17 protein-coding genes are annotated in these 19272 nt (G+C 60.0%); 10 read left to right on the forward strand and 7 right to left on the reverse strand.

Annotation, left to right across the window (positions count from 1 at the left end; genetic code table 11):
• Nucleotides 1-89: 89 nt before the first annotated feature.
• A complete protein-coding gene (locus ACP146_RS17995) occupies nucleotides 90-863 on the reverse strand; it encodes a response regulator transcription factor (protein WP_425032959.1) in 774 nt (257 codons plus the stop codon).
• Nucleotides 864-919: 56 nt separating this feature from the next.
• Nucleotides 920-1498 carry a hypothetical protein gene (locus tag ACP146_RS18000; protein WP_422368131.1) on the reverse strand — a complete coding sequence of 193 codons (579 nt, stop codon included), beginning with the start codon at nucleotides 1496-1498 and terminating at the stop codon, nucleotides 920-922.
• A gap of 609 nt (nucleotides 1499-2107) precedes the next feature.
• Here ACP146_RS18000 and ACP146_RS18005 point away from each other — a divergent pair.
• The 4 genes from ACP146_RS18005 to ACP146_RS18020 all read left to right on the forward strand — a co-directional run bounded on the left by ACP146_RS18005 (nucleotide 2108) and on the right by ACP146_RS18020 (nucleotide 6333).
• Complete coding sequence (locus ACP146_RS18005) at nucleotides 2108-3208, forward strand: polyamine ABC transporter substrate-binding protein (RefSeq protein WP_422368132.1); 1101 nt, start codon at nucleotides 2108-2110, stop codon at nucleotides 3206-3208.
• An 83-nt stretch (nucleotides 3209-3291) separates the two neighbouring features.
• Nucleotides 3292-4464: an ABC transporter ATP-binding protein gene (locus tag ACP146_RS18010; protein WP_422368133.1), complete on the forward strand. Its 1173-nt coding sequence runs from the start codon at nucleotides 3292-3294 to the stop codon at nucleotides 4462-4464.
• A 155-nt stretch (nucleotides 4465-4619) separates the two neighbouring features.
• On the forward strand, nucleotides 4620-5507 hold the full coding sequence (locus ACP146_RS18015; protein ID WP_422369673.1) for an ABC transporter permease subunit: 888 nt from the start codon (nucleotides 4620-4622) through the stop codon (nucleotides 5505-5507).
• 4 nt (nucleotides 5508-5511) lie between these two features.
• Nucleotides 5512-6333 carry an ABC transporter permease gene (locus ACP146_RS18020; protein WP_422368134.1) on the forward strand — a complete coding sequence of 274 codons (822 nt, stop codon included), beginning with the start codon at nucleotides 5512-5514 and terminating at the stop codon, nucleotides 6331-6333.
• Between the two features lie 86 nt (nucleotides 6334-6419).
• Here ACP146_RS18020 and cysC read toward each other — a convergent pair whose 3' ends face one another.
• From cysC to ACP146_RS18045, 5 genes are all read right to left on the reverse strand, one after another.
• Complete coding sequence (gene cysC, locus ACP146_RS18025; protein WP_422368135.1) at nucleotides 6420-8375, reverse strand: adenylyl-sulfate kinase; 1956 nt, start codon at nucleotides 8373-8375, stop codon at nucleotides 6420-6422.
• Nucleotides 8376-8392: 17 nt separating this feature from the next.
• On the reverse strand, nucleotides 8393-9187 hold the full coding sequence (cysD, locus tag ACP146_RS18030) for a sulfate adenylyltransferase subunit CysD (protein WP_422368136.1): 795 nt from the start codon (nucleotides 9185-9187) through the stop codon (nucleotides 8393-8395).
• 176 nt (nucleotides 9188-9363) lie between these two features.
• Nucleotides 9364-10344 carry an NAD-dependent epimerase/dehydratase family protein gene (locus ACP146_RS18035; RefSeq protein ID WP_422368137.1) on the reverse strand — a complete coding sequence of 327 codons (981 nt, stop codon included), beginning with the start codon at nucleotides 10342-10344 and terminating at the stop codon, nucleotides 9364-9366.
• A 69-nt stretch (nucleotides 10345-10413) separates the two neighbouring features.
• A complete protein-coding gene (locus ACP146_RS18040; protein WP_422368138.1) occupies nucleotides 10414-11694 on the reverse strand; it encodes a nucleotide sugar dehydrogenase in 1281 nt (426 codons plus the stop codon).
• A 68-nt stretch (nucleotides 11695-11762) separates the two neighbouring features.
• Nucleotides 11763-12359 (reverse strand): exonuclease domain-containing protein, encoded by a 597-nt coding sequence (locus tag ACP146_RS18045; RefSeq protein ID WP_422368139.1) that lies wholly within the window; start codon nucleotides 12357-12359, stop codon nucleotides 11763-11765.
• A gap of 585 nt (nucleotides 12360-12944) precedes the next feature.
• Between ACP146_RS18045 and pseB the strand changes: the two genes are divergently transcribed.
• From pseB to pseG, 6 genes are all read left to right on the forward strand, one after another.
• The gene (pseB, locus tag ACP146_RS18050; RefSeq protein WP_422369674.1) at nucleotides 12945-13985 is read left to right on the forward strand and encodes a UDP-N-acetylglucosamine 4,6-dehydratase (inverting); all 1041 of its coding nucleotides are present in this window, start codon (nucleotides 12945-12947) and stop codon (nucleotides 13983-13985) included.
• Nucleotides 13982-15256 carry a UDP-4-amino-4,6-dideoxy-N-acetyl-beta-L-altrosamine transaminase gene (pseC, locus tag ACP146_RS18055; protein ID WP_422368141.1) on the forward strand — a complete coding sequence of 425 codons (1275 nt, stop codon included), beginning with the start codon at nucleotides 13982-13984 and terminating at the stop codon, nucleotides 15254-15256. Before pseB ends, pseC begins: the two co-directional genes overlap by 4 nt.
• A 2-nt stretch (nucleotides 15257-15258) precedes the next feature.
• Nucleotides 15259-16323, forward strand: a complete 1065-nt coding sequence (locus tag ACP146_RS18060; protein ID WP_422368142.1) for an N-acetylneuraminate synthase family protein — start codon at nucleotides 15259-15261, stop codon at nucleotides 16321-16323.
• A gap of 67 nt (nucleotides 16324-16390) precedes the next feature.
• Nucleotides 16391-17020: a pseudaminic acid biosynthesis-associated methylase gene (locus ACP146_RS18065; protein ID WP_422368143.1), complete on the forward strand. Its 630-nt coding sequence runs from the start codon at nucleotides 16391-16393 to the stop codon at nucleotides 17018-17020.
• Between the two features lie 36 nt (nucleotides 17021-17056).
• Nucleotides 17057-17776, forward strand: coding sequence for a cytidylyltransferase domain-containing protein (locus ACP146_RS18070; RefSeq protein ID WP_422368144.1), 720 nt, complete (start codon nucleotides 17057-17059; stop codon nucleotides 17774-17776).
• Nucleotides 17777-19261 carry a UDP-2,4-diacetamido-2,4,6-trideoxy-beta-L-altropyranose hydrolase gene (pseG, locus tag ACP146_RS18075; protein ID WP_422368145.1) on the forward strand — a complete coding sequence of 495 codons (1485 nt, stop codon included), beginning with the start codon at nucleotides 17777-17779 and terminating at the stop codon, nucleotides 19259-19261.
• The last annotated feature ends 11 nt before the right edge of the window (nucleotides 19262-19272 follow it).

Here is a 19272-nt window from a genome sequence, read left to right on the forward strand (position 1 = left end):
TTGCTGACGAGCGAGCGGAAGGGGAGCCCGAGGTAAAACCCGCGGGGGGGCGCAGAAGAAATCGGCCCTTCCACCCGTGCGACCACGACCTAGGCGTCCCCGCCCTTGCCGGCCTGGTCGCGCCAGCGGTAGCCGAAGCCTGGATAGTTCTCGATACCGTCGAAAGAATCATCGACATCGCGGAACTTCTTGCGGATGCGCTTGATGAACGAGCGTACGTTGGCACGGTAACCGTCCGGGCCGTAGCCTGCGACGAAGTCCTTGCCGCGGACGATATCGTAGATCTGACGATAGGAAACGTCACCGCCCTGCTGTGTCACAAGGAACAGCACAATGGCGAACTCCGTCAGGGTCAGGTCGATCTGCTTGCCGTCCCAGAATGCCCTGGAGATGTCGGTTTTCAGCTCAAGCGGGCCATTGCGGATCACCGCCGGCGTCTGACCATTGCTGTCGGCAGAAGGTTTCACGCCTTCGGTGATCAGCTTCAGTCTCTGCAGGATGATCGGCAACCGCCGCGATTTGTCTATGAAGTCCACCGCGCCCCATTTAAGGGCCGCTTCCTCATAGATTTCGTCGCTGAGGACGGTGAGGAAAATCACCGGCGTCTGGATGCGGCACTCGCGCATCCGGCGCAGCACCGCCAAGCCGTCGAGTCCGGGCATCCGCCAGTCCAGCAGGACCGCCTCCGCCTCTTCGCCGGACATCATGAATTCCAGCGCGCTTTCGCCGTTGGCGAAGTCGACGACCTCGTACCCTTCCTCGGCCAGATTGAGGCCGAGGGACTCCCGAAAAAGATCATCGTCATCGACGATGAATACACGATTGAATGTGGTCTCTGTCACGACCGGCTGTACAGCCATCATATCTCTTGCGCCTTTGGCGCCCCCTTACTGTTGCCTGCTCCTCGCTCCTTGCATCGCTAGCTGCCTCCAGCCGCCCCACCCGCCGGTTGCACGGGAAGGACTTCCTGGCCTTCCCGCTCGGCCTCGGCCTGAGCCAGCAGCTCGCTCAAACAAAGGCGGGCAAAGTCGTCCGGCGCGCTATCCGCGCCGGTCTCGCCCTCTGCCCCGCCCTTGACCTTGTATGTCAGCACCCGGAAGTCGCTGCCGCCGACTTTCGGATAAAAGAATATATGGAGAACACAGCTGCTGCCGTTGTAGGCCCAGATCTTGGCAGGCGGTTCTTCAATCAGCAAAGCAGGATCGCCCAGCAACGCCGATGTCCGCTCGAAATCGAGCCCAACCAGCGCGTCCGGATCTGCCTGCGGATCCCGGGTCGCTTCGATCGCCGCTTGGGTCACCGCCGGCTTGCGCTTCGGAAGCGGCGGCGGCGGCTTCAAGTCCACCGCCTGCTCCTCTTCAGCTTCCACCGGAAAACGGCCCACGTCGCTCAGTGCCTCCTCGACCGGCACGGGACGCACCTCATCCGGCGCCGACTGGCGTGCCAGCGGAAACTGAATACCCAGTTCCGCGCACGCTGAAAGACCCAGCAATGCCATCCCCAGGACCCCGTTTCGGAGTCTCATTATCGTTATCCTGATCTTCGCTCGTCCCGGCCACACCGGAACTCTGACAATCGTGAACCGCAAAATCTTAACGAAACCCTAAGGCGAAGGCATTGGTACGGCTCCGAGCGAATCCTCTCGCCGGAAACCCTGGAAATGGCCGCCAAGTGCTTAATATGTAACGGTTCCTGTACGGTGTGACAAATTTGGTCCGGCCCCCGACAGGCACCCGAGTACGCTTCATGCACCAGCGCCCGACGCCTTTCGGCGGTTCGCTGCGAAACTGCTGTCATAACTATATTCGTTAAGTTATCGCCTTTGGACTTCAACCCTCAACACCGATCTTTCGCCGACAAAGACGGCGAAGTTAGGGCAAAGGTCTGGCAGGGAAGTGTCATCCCGGCGCCCGGCCCTTTTTTGGAACCCGGTTCCATAGGGAAACAAACAGTTCGCAGGGCCTTGGCCGCCCAGCCTCTTCGCGGCTGCGATGAGGCATTGACAAGCACCGCAGAGCGGCTTGATATCAGGGTGAGGTTGGTCAGAACAGACCCAATAAAGGTGCCCGCGGCACCGATATGAAGTCACTGAAACAGGGAAGTTATCATGAAGAAATTGTCGCTTTTCGCGCCGGCGCTTGCTGTGGCCGCTCTGGCGCTGCCCTTGAGCCCCGCGGTAGCCCAAAACAAAGTTGTCAACGTTTTCAACTGGTCCGACTACATCGACGAGTCGATTCTTGAGGATTTCGAGAAGGAAACCGGCATCAAGGTCGTCTACGACGTTTACGACTCCAACGACATCCTGGAAACGAAGCTGTTGACCGGCAAATCAGGCTACGATGTGGTCGTGCCCAGCGGCACCTTCTTGTTGCGCCAAATCCAAGCTGGTGTTTACCAAAAACTTGATAAATCAAAGCTTCCCAACATCACCAATATGTGGGGTGTGGTCGCCGACCGAACCGCCAAATACGACCCGGGCAATGCCTATTCTGTCAACTACATGTGGGGTACCACCGGGTTTGGATACAACGAAGAGTTGATTCTGGAACGCATGCCCGACGCGCCGGTCGATTCCTGGCGGATGATCTTCGATCCGGAGGTCGTCTCAAAGTTCGCCGACTGCGGCGTCCATGTTTTGGATGCATCAGACGAGATCATTCCGGCAGCTTTGAACTATATCGGTGAGGACCCAGACAGTCAGGACCCCGAGGTCATCGCCAAGGCTGAAGCCGTCTTAGCGGCGATCCGTCCTTACATCCAAAAATTTCATTCTTCTGAGTATGTGAACGGCCTGCCTAATGGCGATATCTGCCTTGCTCTCGGCTGGTCGGGCGATGTACTGCAGGCTCGGGACCGGGCCGATGAGTCCGGCAACGGCATTGTTATCAACTATGTCGTTCCTAAGGAAGGAGCCTTGATGTGGTTCGACCAGATGGCAATTCCTGCTGACGCTCCGCATCCGGAAAACGCACACACATTCGTCAACTACATCATGCGGCCCGATGTCATGGCCAAGGCATCCAATGTTGTCTACTACGCCAACGGTAACGAGGCCTCACAAGAGTTTTTGAACGAGGATGTAATCGGCGACACTGCGATATACCCGTCACCGGAAGCGCTGAACGGACTCTACACGACCACACCCTATGCCCCGAAGGTACAGCGGGTGGTCACACGGCTCTGGACCAGGGTAAAGAGCGGCCAATAACCCTTCGAGCGGCCCCGTCTCGCAGTAGGCGGGGCCGTTTTTCGTTGGGGAAAGGCAGTCTGCGATCAGGGGCGGGGGATTCGGTGAGCGACAGCGGAACAGCGGAACGGAACAGCAGCACGTCGGCCGCGCGCAAGCGCTGGGAACCTTGGAACGACCCCAATGAGCGGCCGCATGTTCAGATTGCCGATGTGACCAAACGCTTTGGCGACTTCGTCGCCGTCGATAACATCTCTCTCGACATTTACCAGCGTGAATTCTTCTCCCTGCTCGGGCCATCCGGCTGCGGCAAGACGACCCTGCTGCGCATGCTCGCCGGCTTCGAACTGCCGAGCGATGGCCAGATTCTGCTGGAGGGCGAGGACATGTCCGGGGTTCCGCCCTATCAGCGGCCGGTCAATATGATGTTCCAATCCTACGCGCTGTTCCCGCACATGAACGTGGAGACGAACATCGCCTTCGGCCTGAAACAGGACGGTGTGCCGAAGCCAGAGATCGAGCGGCGTGTCGCCGAGGTGATCGAGATGGTTCAGTTGAACGCCTTCGCCAGGCGGAAGCCGCACCAGCTCTCCGGCGGACAGCGCCAGCGCGTCGCCCTCGCCCGCTCGCTGGTCAAAAAGCCGAAGATGTTACTGCTCGACGAACCCCTGGGCGCCCTCGACAAAAATCTGCGCACCCAGACCCAGTTCGAGTTGATGAACATCCAGGAAGAGACAGGCATCACCTTTGTGATCGTGACCCATGACCAGGAAGAGGCCATGACGGTCTCCAGCCGCATTGCGGTCATGGATCACGGCAAGATCGTTCAGGTCTCGACGCCTGCGGAACTCTACGAATATCCGAACTCCCGCTACGTCGCCGACTTCATCGGCGAGGTGAATATCCTGGAGGGCCGCGTGGCCGAGCGGGAAGGCGACCACCTGCTGGTCCAAAGCAGCGAAGCCGGTTGCACCATCAAGACCGGCCCCAGCGCCGACGAACCAGCGGGCCGTCAGGTCTGGATCGCCATCCGGCCCGAAAAGCTCAACATCGCCCTGCAGGCGCCGCCAGAAACCGGCGTCAACTGCCTGTCCGGCGAGGTCTGGGACATCGGTTATCTCGGCAACCTGTCGATCTATCACGTGAAGCTGGACAGCGGAAAAATGGTGACGGCGACCCAGGCCAACATGGCGCGCCTGATCGAACGCCCGATCACCTGGGAAGACCGGGTCTATCTGACCTGGGCGCCCGATGCCGCCGTCGTTCTGCTGAACTGAGCCCCGCCATGCCGGAGCCAACGGAAAAGACCACCCCGGGCGCAAAGATCGCCTATCTGGCCGGCGGAACCGCTTCGACCGGCCTTATCGCGGGACTGCACGCCCGTCTTCTGCTGTTCCCGCCCTACAGGCTTTTTGTCCTCGCGCTGATCAGGATGGGCTTTTCCGGGCGCAGCCTGGTGATCGCGGTGCCCTATCTCTGGCTGCTCGCCTTCTTCCTGGCGCCCTTCCTGATCGTCCTGAAGATCAGCCTGGCGGAGGTGGTGATCGCCCAACCGCCCTATACGCCGCTTTTCGTCTTCATCGAAGACGGCTTCATCGCCATACAGGCGAGCCTGGACAACTATCTGTTCCTGATGGAGGACAGCCTTTACTGGAAGTCCTACCTCTCCTCGCTGCGTATCGCCCTTATTTCGACGGGCCTGACACTGCTGATCGGCTATCCTATCGCCTACGGCATGATCCGCGCACCCAAGCGCTGGCGCTTTGCGCTTCTGATGATGGTCATCCTGCCGTTCTGGACGTCTTTCCTGATCCGCGTCTATGCCTGGATCGGCATCCTGAAGAAAGAGGGCCTGCTGAACCTGGCCCTGATGCAGTTGGGCATCATCTCGGAATCCCTGACGATCCTCAACACCGACATCGCCGTCTATATCGGCATCGTCTATTCCTACCTGCCCTTCATGGTCCTGCCGCTTTATGCGAACCTGGAGAAGATGGACCTCAGCCTGCTGGAAGCCGCCGCGGATCTCGGCTGCAGGCCGATCAAGGCCTTTTGGGTGGTCACCGTGCCGCTGTCGGTTCCCGGCATTGTCGCCGGCTGCTTCCTGGTCTTCATCCCGGCGCTGGGCGAGTTCGTGATTCCGGACCTGCTCGGCGGCTCCCAGACCCTGATGATCGGCAAGACCCTGTGGTCGGAGTTCTTCAACAACCGTGACTGGCCGCTCTCCTCCGCGGTTGCCGTGATACTGCTGCTGGTGCTGGTGATTCCCATCGTCCTGTTCCAGCGCATGCAGGAACGCAGCGCCAGGGCGGAGGCCTGACGCCATGAGACAAGGCCTTACCTGGTTCAACAGCGCCTCTCTGATTCTGGGCTTTCTGTTCCTTTATCTGCCCATCGCCCTCTTGGTGATCTACAGCTTCAACGAGTCGCGGCTCGTCACTGTCTGGGCCGGCTTCTCAACCAAGTGGTACAGCGAGATGTGGAACAACGAAGGGCTGATGAACGCCGCCTGGGTCACCTTCAAGGTCGCCTTCGTCGCCTCGACCTTCGCCACGGTCCTCGGAACCCTCGCCGGGCTGATCATGACCCGTTTCGGTCCCTTCCGGGGCCGTACCCTGTTCTCCGGTATGATCTACGCCCCGCTGGTGATGCCGGAAGTGATCACCGGGCTCTCCCTGCTGCTGATGTTCGTGGCCATTTCCCTGGATCGCGGCTTTGTCACCGTGACCATCGCCCATATCACCTTTTCGATGTGCTATGTGGCCGTGGTCGTGCAGTCGCGGCTCATTACCTTCGACCGCTCCATCGAGGAAGCGGCGATGGATCTCGGCTGTACACCGGGCCGCACCTTCCTTCAGATCACCCTACCGGTCATCGCGCCGGCGGTGATGGCCGGCTGGCTGCTGTCCTTTACGCTCTCACTGGACGATCTTGTGATCGCCAGTTTCACCACCGGCCCCGGCGCCACCACCCTGCCGATGAAGATCTACAGCCAGGTACGCCTCGGGGTGACGCCGGAGATCAATGCCGTCTGCACCATTCTGGTGGGGCTGGTGGCAACCGGCGTTCTCGTCGCCTCTCTGGTGACCCGCCGTCAGGAAATGCAGCGTGAGCGGGAGGAGCGGGCCGCCCAGGCAGCCCCCTGAGGCAAGAGCCTCGGGCAACTCAAGAGAGAGAAGAGCCGCAAAGGCGCCGGTTGCCCGTGGTCCGGACCGCAACGTATCTGAGCCGGTCAGCCGTCGCTTTTCTTCAGCGTAAAGGCTTTCTCGATATAGCGGATGATGTGCTCCACCGACTCGGCCACCGAGTGGTTACTGGTATCGACCACCAGGTCGGCCGATTCCGGTGGCTCATAGGGTGCCGAAATACCCGTAAACTGAGAAATCTCCCCGGCCCGCGCTTTTTTATAGAGGCCTTTGGGGTCACGCTGCTCACAAGTCTCCACATCCGCCTCGATGTAGATCTCATGGAAGCGGCCCGGCGCCGAGGCGCGGGCCCGGTCGCGATCCACCCGATAGGGCGAGATAAAGGCGGTGATGCAGATGATGCCCGAGTCGGCAAAGAGCGCCGCCGCCTCGCCGACCCGCCGGATATTCTCGGTGCGGTCCTCCGGCGAAAAGCCGAGATTGGCATTGAGCCCGCGCCGCACATTGTCGCCGTCGAGAACATAGACATGATAGCCCTTGGCGAAGAGCCGCTGCTCGACCTCCATCGCCAGCGTCGACTTGCCCGCTCCGGAAAGGCCGGTGAACCAAAGCACCCCGCCATAGTGACCGTTGCGCGATGCCCGCGCTTCGGCAGCAAGGCGATGCTCCACTGAAATGACGTTGGTCGATTTCACGGTGATCGCCTGGCGCTGATCGGGCAGGCCCTCCATCGAGATCACCCCGCCGCCGACGGTGTCGTAGTCCTCGATCAGGACGAAGCGGCCGGTGCGCGGCAGATCGCCGTAGTCGTCGAGGCTGAGTACCTTGCGGGAATGAAGCGTCACTTCGGCAACGGCATTGCGCTCGACAAGGTCGCCTTCGGCGTTCTCCAGGGTCTGGGTGTCGATGATGCGCTCGATCGCCTTTACGGTGACCTCCGCCTCCTGGGTCAGCAGCTTCAGCTTATAGCGGGCGCCGACTTTCAAAGGTCGATGGCCGAGCCAGAACAGGCGTGCATTGAAGACGGTGCTGAGTTTCGGCGGCTTCTCGACATGGCTGACCAGCTCGCCACGTTCGACGAACAATTGCTCATCCAAGGTGATACCGACCGATTCCCCGGCCGATGCCGTCTGCGGCAGATCACCTGCGGACCAGGCCTCGATCGAACGAATTCTGGCCGTCTTGTTTGACGGCGAGAACAGGAGAGTGTCGTCGACCGTCAGGCTGCCGGATTCGATGCGTCCGGCAAGGATGCGCCGGGCATCGAACTTGTAGACATCCTGAATCGGCAGCCGCAACGGCTGTGCACCGATGCCGGGATGTCCGTGAAAACCGTCCAATGCCGAGATCACCGTCGGTCCGTCGTACCAGGGCGTCCGCTCGGAGCGGCTGGCGATGTTGTCACCACCGCGCGCCGAGATCGGTACGATTACCAAAGGCTCCGCGCCGATGGAACGCAGGTAGTCGGTGATTTGACCGGAGACCTCATCGAAGCGCGCCTGGCTGAAGTCGACCAGATCCATCTTGTTCACGACGACGGCAATCTGGCGCACGCCCAAAAGGTGCAGCAGATAGGCATGGCGCCGCGACTGCTCGCGCACGCCCTCTTCCGCGTCCACCACCATGACCGCCGCATCGGCACTCGCCGCGCCGCTGACCATGTTCTTCAGGAACTCGCGGTGGCCCGGCGCATCGATGATCACATAGTCGCGCAGCGCGGTCTTGAACCATATCTGCGTGGTGTCGATGGTGACCGCCTGGTCCCGCTCGGCCTGAAAGGCATCGAGCACGAAAGACCACTCGATCTCCATGCCGCGGCGGGCGGAAATCTGTTCAAGCTCCTCGACCTTACCCGGGGGCAGCGAGTTGGTGTCGTGCAGCAAACGGCCGATCAAGGACGACTTGCCGTGATCGACATGGCCGACGATGACGATGTGATGCAGGGAGCGTTCGGAAACCTGATCATCGGGGCCCGGCAGGGCATCGCTCTGCTTGGCGTCTTCAGACAAGGTGGCACCGTCCCGGTTGGTGTCTCGGTTCATGGCTGGGGGGCTCCCGATCACATATAGCCGGTGGCGCGCAGGCGCTCAAAGGCGTCTTCGCGCTCGTGGTCCATGGCGCGCCCGGCGCGCTCGGCCGTATTGGTGGTCTGCAACTCGGCGATGATGTCATCAATCGTGGCAGCATCCGACTCGACCGGATTGGTGATGTCCTGGTCGCCCAGCGAACGGTAACGCTTACCGTCCTTGGCAAGGTAGAGCGGTACGATCGGAATCCCTTCCCGGCGAGTGTACAGCCAGATATCCAACTCGGTCCAATGCAGCAGCGGATGGATCCGGATATGGGCGCCCGGCGGGAAGTCGGTCTTGTACTGATCCCAGAATTCGGGCGGCTGATCGCGAAAGTCCCACTGACCGGTTTCGTCGCGCGGGCTGAAGACCCGCTCCTTGGCCCGGGTGGCCTGTTCATCGCGCCTGATGCCGGCGATCACCGCCTTCAACTGATATTTGGCGATCGCCTGGCGCAGCCCCTCGGTCTTGCGCGCCGCGGAACGGGCCGCCGGCGGCAGGCTGGCATCCACCGCGTCGATCGGCGGGCATTCCTCGCGCAGAAAATCGAGGTTCCATTCCGCTGCATAGCGCTCGCGGAACGCGTACATCTCTTTGAATTTCTTACCCGTATCCACATGCATGACCGGAAAGGGCACGTGGCCGAAGAAGGCCTTGCGCGCCAGCCAGAGCATGACGTTGGAGTCCTTGCCGAGCGACCACAACATGGCCAGCGGTTCGATCCGGTTATAGGCCTCGCGCAGGATGTAAACGGATTGCGCTTCCAGTTCGTCCAGGCGGTCCATCTTGGAGGAAATCCTCGCTAAAAGTGCTGCCAAAAAATGCTGCAGGTGCGAAATGGCTTAACGTCTTTGTCGGAGCGAATCAAGGAACAACGCGGGGATTTCGGCAAGACCCACGCTTGTCACAGTGCTCTCTTCAGGCGCCATACTCTCTGAGAGAGTATTTTGATATCAGCAACTTACACCTTGTGATAGTCGCGATACCAAGAGACGAAGCGGGGGATACCCTCTTCTATGGAGACCCGCGGTTCAAACCCCAGATCACGCTGCGCCGGCCCGATATCGGCATAGGTTTCTTTCACATCGCCCTGCTGCATCTCCGCGAACTCGCGGATCGCTTCCCGCCCGCAGGCCTCCTCGATCAGCTCGACGAAACGCATCAGTGGTTCGGAGCGATGGTTGCCCAGGTTGTAGACCCGGTTGGGCAGCGCCCCTTCCGCTGTATCCGGCGGAGAGTCGATCACCGCCAGCACGCCGGCGACGATATCATCGATATAGGTAAAGTCGCGGCGCATGTCACCGTTGTTGAATATCCGGATTGGCCGCCCCTCGAAGATGGCCTTGGTGAAGATGAAGGCGGACATGTCGGGCCGGCCCCAAGGACCGTAGACAGTGAAGAACCTGAGGCCGGTGCTCGGCAAGCCGAACAGATGGGCATAGCAATGCGTCATCAGTTCGTCCGAGCGCTTCGTCGCCGCGTAGAGCGATACCGGCCGGTCGACCCGCTGATCGACGGAAAAAGGCAGTTCCGTATTGCCGCCATAGACGGAGGAAGAGGACGCATAGACGAAGTGGCGCAGCTTGCTGAGGCGGCGCGCCAGTTCCATCATACAGAGATGCCCCATGACATTGGTCTGCACGTAGGCAAAGGGGTTCTCCAGCGAGTACCGCACACCGGCCTGGGCGGCCAAATGCACAATCTCGGTCACATCGGGAAACTCGACAGCAAGGCTTTCCGTCTGCTCGCGCTCGGAGATGTCCAGCCGGCGGAAAGTGAAACCGTTGTGGCCCGAAAGACGGTCCAGGCGCGCTTGCTTCAGGGCCGGATCGTAGTAGTCGTTCAGATTGTCGACCCCGATCACCGTTTGCCCGCGCTGGATCAGTTGGGCGGCCACCTGAGAGCCGATGAAACCCGCCACACCGGTTACGATAATCGACATTGATATCCCTTTTCTGGCTTTTCCAAGCGAACCAGCCTCGGCGCCTGATGTCTCATTGTGCCTGCCGCCCTAGATCGAGTGACGCCGTCTGCCGTCGGGCATTTCGGTTTCAGACCACATGTCCCTGAGATCGAAGACCAGGCCGTCGGAAACCAGCAGGGCCTCGAAGCTCTCTTTGGAGAACCCCCGGTAGGGCCGATGCGCGACGGCGCCGACAACGCAATCGAAGGCATCCTGCCCGTCCAAAGTCGGCAGTAATTCAAGATCATAGTCCCGCAACGCTTCCTGCGGATCGGCCAGCGGGTCGTGAACCGAAACCTGATAGCCGCGTTGGCGCAGCGCAGAAATCAAGTCGACGGCCTTGCTGTTGCGCAGGTCCGGCACGTCTTCCTTGAATGTCAGGCCGAGGACCAGAATGCGCCGCCCCTCTCTGCCGCGCAGGGCCTCAGCGACCATGCCGGCGAAATAAGCCCCCATGGAGTCATTGGTGCGGCGCCCCGCCAGAATGACCTGCGGATCCAGCCCCAGGGCCTCGCTGCAATGGGCCAGGTAGTATGGGTCGACGCCAATGCAGTGGCCACCGACCATGCCGGGGCGGAAATCGAGGAAGTTCCACTTGGTCCGGGCTGCATCCAGCACATCGTAAATCGACAGGTCCAGGCGATTGAAGATCTTCGTGACCTCGTTCACGAAGGCGATGTTGATGTCACGCTGGGCGTTCTCGATCACCTTCGCAGCTTCGGCAGTCTTGATGTCGGCCGCCTTGAACACGCCTGCCTCGGTCACACGGCCATAAATCTCCGCGAGATAGTCGGTCACCGCAGGGGTTTCTCCGGCCACGACTTTCACAATCCGCCGCAGGGTGTGCTCGCAGTCCCCCGGATTGATGCGCTCTGGCGAATAGCCGAGAAGGAAGTCTTCGCCCGGCTTCAGCCCCGACGCCTCGGCCAGGATGGGCCCGCAAACATCTTCCGTGACACCGGGGTAGACGGTCGATTCATAGACCACCACCGCCCCGGGCCGCATGACGGAGCCGACAGCACGGCTTGCAGCGATCACGGCGCCGAGGTCCGGACGGTTCTCCTCGTCCACCGGGGTCGGAACCGTGATGATGAAGACATCGCAGGCGGCGATCTCCGCCAGCTCGGCGCTCAGCCGCAGCGAGGAGCCCCGAAGGCTCTCCTCGCTCACCTCCTGCGTTCGGTCGTGGCCGCCTCGCAGCTCCGACACGCGTTGCGCTTCGACGTCGAAGCCCACGGTGCGGTAACTCTCCGCCAGGGCGACCGCCAAGGGCAGTCCGACGTAGCCCAGCCCGACGACCGCGATTTCCGGCTGCTCAGGCAGACGCACAGAAAAAAGCCCCCTCACGGCCGCCAACGGCAGAAATTGCCCGCAACTGCTGTCGGCCCCGCCTCATCTCAAAGACCCTCGGCAACCCCGGACTGGAGGATGCGTACCACCGAACGCGCATCATCGATGGCACGGTGGGCCGTTCCTTCCTGACGCAGGCCCAGCTTGCGCAGCGCCCCGCCCAGCCCCATGGAGCGGGACAATCCGAGATGCTTGGCGAAGGTTGTTTTGATGTTAACGTAAGAGACTGATTCAAAAGGATTATCTATCCCATGTTTTGCGCAATCCCTGGCGATCTGTGCGCCGTCGTAGTTGCCCCAGGCCGCCAGGATGAAGTCCCCTCCTGACGCCGACCAGCGATGGAGTGCCGCCAGCGCTTCCGGAAACCCGGGAGCGGCGTCGACGTCGGCCTGCCGGATGGTGGTCAACTCGGTACAGAACTCTGAGATCTTGGGAGCCTGGAATGGGCGCACAAATATCTGGAACTCCTGCAACTTCCCCTCCGCCGGCGCCAGATTAAAGCGGATCGCCCCTATCTCTATTATCTCCGACGGCGCCTGTTCGCGCCCGCGTGCCCAACAAGTCGCTTCAAGATCAAAGACAACATAGCCAGTCGCCACTTTTTCGCCCGACATTGCGGATGCCAGCTTTTTCGTTCTTTTCATTCGTCAATTGGCCGCCGATTAAGCCAGAGTTATACATCCAAATCAATGAATTTGCTTACATAATTTGATTCTTGTTCATGTTGTGAACACTTGACATCGAAGCTTGCCGGACGTTAGAAGAAATAACAGGATTCGCTGAAATAGGCTGAGCCATTTCGCCTCGGAGTTTAACTTGCCTACCCAAAACCCGACGCCTGTCCCGTCGTCGGTTGATTCAGAATCCGAAGCCGACACCACGCGTTTGATGTTGGACGGTACTGAGTCCGGCGCACGGGTAACGCCACAAGGGCTGGCGGCTGAACTCGGTGTCCTATCAGGGCTCGCCAACATCTACCTGAATCGCCGCGTAAACAAGGATTTCAAGCCCTATTTGCCGCGCTATTTGCGGGAAAAGCGTCAGGAGCGACGCCGGGAGCTCGTTAAGGCGCCGCGGAACCTGGTCGTCGCTGTCTGCTAGACCAGCCGCGCCCGACACTTGTCATCAGTCTGGGCAGACGAGTCACCCAGGCTGCGGTAGCCTGCCTAAGGTTTGAGGTTAATCTGGGTTAACACTGTTTGTTAACGTTTTTGCCAGATAAAGCAAAGATGTCAGAAAAAACCCTAAGTAGTTTCTCAAGCGAGGACGACCTGGACCTCAATGGAAAGTCGGTTCTCGTGACCGGCGGAACCGGATCGTTCGGACAGAAGTTCGTCCGAACGGTGCTTGAGCGCTATGACCCCAAACGACTGATCGTCTTCTCGCGCGACGAGCTGAAGCAATACGAGATGGGGATCGATCTCTCCCCCACGAAGCACCCCTGCTTGCGCTATTTCATCGGCGATGTACGCGATGAGAGCCGGCTTCAAATGGCTTTGCGCGAAGTCGAGGTTGTCGTTCATGCGGCTGCCCTCAAGCAGGTTCCTGCCGCCGAGTACAATCCTTTCGAGTGCATTCAAACCAACGTCATTGGCGCGGAGAATGTGGTTCGTGCTTCACTGAGCAGTGGCGTTCAGCGGGTCATCGCACTCTCCACCGACAAGGCCGCCAGCCCCGTCAACCTCTATGGTGCAAGCAAGCTGGCCTCTGACAAGATTTTCGTCGCCGCCAATAATCTGAGCGGTTCCATCGGCACCCGCTTCTCCGTTGTGCGCTATGGCAACGTTCTTGGCTCCCGTGGCAGCGTTATTCCTTTCTTCCGCAAGCTTATAGATCAGAATGCCGACAGCTTGCCGATCACGGATGAGGAGATGACGCGATTCTGGATCACGCTTCAGCAAGGCGTCGACTTCGTTCTTTCCTGCCTGTCGCTGATGAAGGGCGGAGAGATTTTCGTTCCCAAGATCCCCAGCATGAAAATCACCGATCTGGCCAGCTTCATGGCACCCGACCTGCCGCAAAAGACTGTCGGCATTCGCCCCGGCGAGAAGATCCACGAGGTCCTGATCACCGAAGACGATGCGCGGTCCACCTACGAATTGACCGACCGCTACATGATCCTTCCCGAGTTCTGGGAACGCATGCACAGAAAGTTTCCCAATTCCGGCGCCAAACCGGTCCCGGCAGGTTTTCGCTTCGCAAGCAACATCAATGACGATTGGCTGGACGACAAAAGGCTCAGCACCATGATTGCAGAAAGCGAGAAATGAGCCCGCCGGACAAATCTTTCCTCCCCTACGGCCGCCAGATCATCGAGGAAGACGACATTGCAGCAGTGGTGGAGGTGTTGCGAAGCGACTGGTTGACGACCGGCCCCGCCGTCCTAGCCTTCGAAAAATCTCTCTGTGAAGTTGTCCAAGCCAAGCACGCGATTGCTTGCTCAAACGGCACTGCCGCCCTGCATCTCGCAGCCCTGGTCCTGAACCTTGAGCCCGGCGACAAGGTGGTGGTGCCGAGCATCACTTTTCTGGCCACAGCGAACGCTGTCCGCCTCGCTGGTGGCGAAGTGGTCTTCGCGGACTGCGATCCTGACAGCGGCCTGATGGAAGCGTCTCAATTGCAGGCGGCCCTGGATCGCGCCGCGGCCAGCGGCGGGAACCCGGTCAAAGCGGTGTTTCCGGTACACCTGAACGGCCAGTGCGCCGACCTCGATGCCATCGCAGCGGTAGCCAAAGATCACAACCTGACGATCGTCGATGACGCCGCCCACGCGATCGGGAGCCATTACAACACCGCAAGCGACAGCCGACCCATTGGCGACGGCCGCATTGTCGCTCTCACGACCTTCTCCTTTCATCCGGTAAAGACCATTGCCATGGGCGAAGGCGGCGCCGTGACGACAAACGACGACCACCTGGCGGAACGCCTTCGCAGCCTTCGGTCCCATGGCATGGAACGCGCAGCGGCCAAGATGCAGAACAAGGCGATGGCCGTGGATACCGACGGCATGCCCAATCCCTGGTACTACGAGATGCCCGCCATCGGCCTCAACTATCGGGTCACCGACATACAGTGCGCCTTGGGCCTAAGCCAACTCAAGAAGCTGGGGCGCTTTGTCGCGCGGCGCCGGCAACTTGCTGACAGATATGTCGCGCAGCTTCAACAGTTCACGCCCTGCGTGAAGCCGCTGAAGCGCCTTGAGAGCTGTCAGCCGGCCTGGCATGTCTTTCCGGTACTCATCGACTTTGACGCTCTTGGAATAAGCCGTCGAACGGTGATGGAGGCCCTCCGCCAACGCGGGATCGGTTCGCAGGTGCATTACATTCCGGTTCATCGGCAGCCCTATTACCAGGAACGCTACGGCGACGTAAGTTTTCCTGGCGCGGAGCGTTACTATGCACGCGCACTTTCCTTGCCACTGTTCGCCGGGATGGAGGAAAGTGACGTCGATCGCGTTGTCTCCGCTCTGGCCCAGGTGCTGGGTACCGGAACCGCCGACATCAATGCGTCGTCCCGAAAATCCGCCTCCGGAGGCCTCTAAAGATGGTTCAGTTTGGCACACAGCAGGTCGGCGACGACCACCCCTGCTTCATCACACTTGAAGCAGGGCCGACACATGACGGGTTGGAAAGTGCAAAGAGTTTGGTTGCTCATGCAGCCAAAGCCGAGGCCAACGCGGTCAAGTTCCAGATCTTCGACCCTGATCGACTGGTCGCGGATCGCAAGCAACTCTTCACCTATGACATCCTGGTCGACAGAGATAGTGACAAGCGCGAAACGGTATCAGAGCCACTCTACGATATTCTTTGCCGGCGCTGTCTCACGCCAGAAGAGTGGCGCGAACTAAAAGCCTATTCCGACTCCTTGGGCCTCGCTTTCTTCGCGACGATTGCTTTCGATGACGAGGTCGATTTTCTTGAAGAGCTGGGATGCCATTCGATCAAGATCGCTTCCGCTGATGTAAATCACTTTCCTTTGCTGAAGCGCGCGGCAAAGTCCGGCCTCTGCCTGCAACTGGACACCGGAAACGCCACAATTGGCGAGATAGAGATCGCCATCGATGTGATCCGCGGCGAGGGCAATGAGAACATCATTATCCACCACTGCCCCTCCGGATATCCAGCCCGCCTTGAGAGCGTAAATCTTCGGGTCATCCCGACGCTGAAGCAGATGTTCTCTTACCCGATTGCCTACTCCGATCACTCCCCAGGCTGGGAAATGGACATCGCGGCCATCGCCCTGGGCGCAAATCTGGTGGAAAAAACCATCACAGAAGACCGCACGACCCGCAGCGTTGAGCACATCATGTCGATCGAGCCGAGCGAGATGTCGGCATTCGTCAGGTCCATCCGTGAACTGGAAACGGCGATGGGCGGGAGCCGGCGCATGATGACCGCTGCAGAGTCCGAAAAGCGTATGGCCGTGAGAAGAAGCATCCATGTCCGCGGCGACCTGTCGAGCGGCCATGTGCTGAAACCCGAAGACCTGGACTATCGCCGGCCGGGCTTTGGCCTGCCTCCCAGTGAAGCGGAACGCATCATCGGCAAGCCGCTGGCTCAGTCCGTATCCGCCGGCCAGGCCCTCGGTTGGTCGGATGTTAAGGCCTGAGACAGAAAAGGCGCGTCGAGATCTGGACATGTCACCGGACCTCGGTGGCGATTCAAGGAACTTACCAATGACGAACAAGCAGGTTGATCTCTGGTCGTCGGACTTCGGGTTCGAATATGCCAACCGCAACTCAAACCAGATTTCGGCGGAAAGCTTGCGGGCGACGCTGAAGAATTGGGCCCGTGTCTTGCAAACGGCCATCTCTCCGCCTCCGGGCAGCGCCCTCGAAGTCGGGTGCAACGTCGGCCAGAACCTGGTGGCCCTCAGCCACTTCGTCGAAGACCTCCATGGTGTCGAGCCAAACCAGCAGGTTTGCGAGATGGCACGCTCGAATGCGGCATTGAAGCAGGCGGATATCCGCTGCGGTCATGGTGGCGAGCTGCCATTTGAAGACAACAGCATCGATCTGGTTTTCACCTGCGGCGTCCTGATTCACGTTGCCCCGGAGAACCTTGGCAAGATCGTCGACGAGATCGTGAGAGTCTCGAAGCGTTACGTTGTCTGCATCGAATACTTTTCTTCAGACCCCGTCGCAGTCTCCTACCGCGGCAAGGAAGACTATCTATTCAAGCGCGACTTCGGCAGCTTCTACCTGGAACGCCACCCGCAGCTAAGGGTCCGCGACTACGGCTTCTTCTGGAAACCGCTGGACAAAAGTGACAACACGAACTGGTGGCTCTTTTCAAAAGAGGCCTAAGCCGGAGAAATTCCGTTTGGCAAAGAGCATCTTATCGTGACGGAAAACGCGACACTTGGGTTAATCCCGGCAAAAGGCGGGTCCACGCGGTTGGCCATGAAAAATATTCGTCTGCTCGGCGGCAAACCCCTGATTGCCTGGGCCGCGGAAGCTGCTCGTGAAAGCGGCGTCATTGACCGTCTGGTTCTCTCGACAGAGGACCAAGCCGTCGCAGACAAAGCGCGCGAACTGGGAATCGACGTTCCCTTCATGCGGCCGCAGGAACTGGCCCGAGACCCGGCTGGGGTCGTCGAAGTGGCCCTGCACGCCCTGGAGGAACTGGAGAACGCCGGCGAGAAATTCAATACACTGATCATCATGCTGCCCACCTGCCCTTTCCGCACCGCAACCGATGTGCGCAGCGCCTACGAGCTGTTCGTCGAGCATGACCGTCCATTCCTGATGAGCGTTGCGGAGTACTCCCACACGCCTTTCGCCGCCTACCGCCTGGACAAGAACGATGGCCTGGAGCCCGTGTTTCCCGAGTATCTGAATTGCCGCTCTCAGACGATGCCCAAGGCCTTCCGGCCCAATGGTGCGGTCCATGTTCTCGATGTTCCGCGGTTCCGAGCCGCAAGGGACTACGTCGCCCAACCTCTGGTCGGCTATGTGATGCCACGGGAAAGATCCGTCGACATTGACACCGATGCCGACCTGAGAGAGGCGATCCTAATGCTGGCAGAGCGGGCAGAACACTCCCAGGGGCTGCGAACTTGAATGCTTGCGATCTTTAGAGCCGATGCCTCGCGCAGGGTGGGAAGCGGGCACATCATGCGTTGCAAGACGCTTGCCGATTCACTCGCCACTGTCGGATGGCATTGCGGCTTTGCCGTTGGATCGGGCAGCCCGGATCTGGTACCGGCGCTTGCCGAATCGACTCATGAAATCTTCACCATCACGTGCGACGCCGCAGATGAAGCGGAGATGCTGAGCCGGCGCTGGCCGAACGGGGTGGACTGGCTGATCGTCGATCACTATCAGAGAGACCGCCGCTTCGAAACGGCCTGCCGTCCTTGGGCAAGAAAAATCATGGTGCTGGACGACCTCGCCGACCGGCCGCACGACTGCGACCTGCTTCTGGATCAGACGCTGGACCGCAAGGCGGAGGACTACGCCGAGTGGTCGACGCCTGACTGCCACCTGCTTCTCGGCACAGACTATGCGCTGCTACGCCCGGAGTTCAGGGCGAGAAGGAAAGATCACCCCAGACCGGCATCACCGATACAAAGAAAGCTTCGTGTGCTGGTTACACTTGGCGGCACCGACCCGGACAACATGACTGAAACCTGCCTGGACGCCCTTCAACAAAGCGGCATATCGGCAGAGGTCGATGTGGTCGCCGGCCAGGGCTTCGCATCTCTGGACAGACTGCGCAAACGATGCGAAAGCCCGGAGGGATTCAGGCTTCACGTGAGCCCGCACAACATGGGCGAATTGATGGCGGAAGCCGATCTCTCAATCGGCGCGGCAGGAACTACATCCTGGGAGCGCTGCTGCCTCGGCCTGCCCACCATCATGCTGGTCCTGGCTGACAATCAGCAGGAGAATGCCAGGCAGTTGTCCGCCGTCGGGGCGGTCAAGGTGATCGACGGCGACAACGCGGACACGGCGCGAGGCATCGCAGAGGCCCTGAAGGAACTTGACGAAGATCGTGCAAGCCTCCATCAGATGTCGAACAAGGCCGCCGCACTGTGCGACGGGCAAGGGTCATTGAGGGCCATACTCGCGCTGTTGCCCGAGCAACCGACGAGAGACGGCATTGGCGTTCAACTACGCCTGGCGGAAGCCAAAGATGAAGCGATCTTGTTGTACTGGCAGCAGCAACCCTCAATACGTGCGCTCGCGCGGAATCCTGCGGTTCCGACCGAAGCGGAACACCGCGCCTGGTTTTGGAATCGCTTACGGTCGGAGAACTGTTTCATAACCCTGATCGAACATGGAAGGGACGTCGCAGGGATGTTGCGGCTGGATCGGCTCGACACAGCCGACCGACAAGGGGTGTTCGAGGTATCGATCGTGGTCGACGACCAGCACCGCGGTGTTGGCGTTGGTCTCGCCGCATTAAGACAGATACGTGTTTGGATGCCCGATGTAGAGTTTCGCGCAGAGACTCTGCCGGATAACCACCCCTCCATCGCCCTCTTTCGTTCAGCGGGCTACCGCCCGTTCAAAGACAATCTGCTGCATAGTACGGCTGCATAGGGGCAATGGGA

This window comes from Pelagibius sp., from assembly GCF_965249265.1.
In the GTDB taxonomy this organism is placed as follows: Bacteria; Pseudomonadota; Alphaproteobacteria; order Kiloniellales; family Kiloniellaceae; genus Pelagibius.

Excerpts from the sequence above, each read along its gene's own strand:
- cysC (WP_422368135.1), bottom strand. The coding sequence starts at position 8,375 with ATGAACCGAGACACCAACCGGGACGGTGCCACCTTGTCTGAAGACGCC.
- pseC (WP_422368141.1), top strand. The coding sequence starts at position 13,982 with ATGAGCCCGCCGGACAAATCTTTCCTCCCCTACGGCCGCCAGATCATC.
- ACP146_RS17995 (WP_425032959.1), bottom strand. The coding sequence starts at position 863 with ATGATGGCTGTACAGCCGGTCGTGACAGAGACCACATTCAATCGTGTA.
- ACP146_RS18020 (WP_422368134.1), top strand. The coding sequence starts at position 5,512 with ATGAGACAAGGCCTTACCTGGTTCAACAGCGCCTCTCTGATTCTGGGC.
- pseG (WP_422368145.1), top strand. The coding sequence starts at position 17,777 with ATGCTTGCGATCTTTAGAGCCGATGCCTCGCGCAGGGTGGGAAGCGGG.
- ACP146_RS18005 (WP_422368132.1), top strand. The coding sequence starts at position 2,108 with ATGAAGAAATTGTCGCTTTTCGCGCCGGCGCTTGCTGTGGCCGCTCTG.
- ACP146_RS18015 (WP_422369673.1), top strand. The coding sequence starts at position 4,620 with ATGGGCTTTTCCGGGCGCAGCCTGGTGATCGCGGTGCCCTATCTCTGG.
- ACP146_RS18060 (WP_422368142.1), top strand. The coding sequence starts at position 15,259 with ATGGTTCAGTTTGGCACACAGCAGGTCGGCGACGACCACCCCTGCTTC.
- pseB (WP_422369674.1), top strand. The coding sequence starts at position 12,945 with ATGTCAGAAAAAACCCTAAGTAGTTTCTCAAGCGAGGACGACCTGGAC.
- ACP146_RS18035 (WP_422368137.1), bottom strand. The coding sequence starts at position 10,344 with ATGTCGATTATCGTAACCGGTGTGGCGGGTTTCATCGGCTCTCAGGTG.
- cysD (WP_422368136.1), bottom strand. The coding sequence starts at position 9,187 with ATGGACCGCCTGGACGAACTGGAAGCGCAATCCGTTTACATCCTGCGC.
- ACP146_RS18045 (WP_422368139.1), bottom strand. The coding sequence starts at position 12,359 with ATGAAAAGAACGAAAAAGCTGGCATCCGCAATGTCGGGCGAAAAAGTG.
- ACP146_RS18065 (WP_422368143.1), top strand. The coding sequence starts at position 16,391 with ATGACGAACAAGCAGGTTGATCTCTGGTCGTCGGACTTCGGGTTCGAA.
- ACP146_RS18000 (WP_422368131.1), bottom strand. The coding sequence starts at position 1,498 with ATGGCATTGCTGGGTCTTTCAGCGTGCGCGGAACTGGGTATTCAGTTT.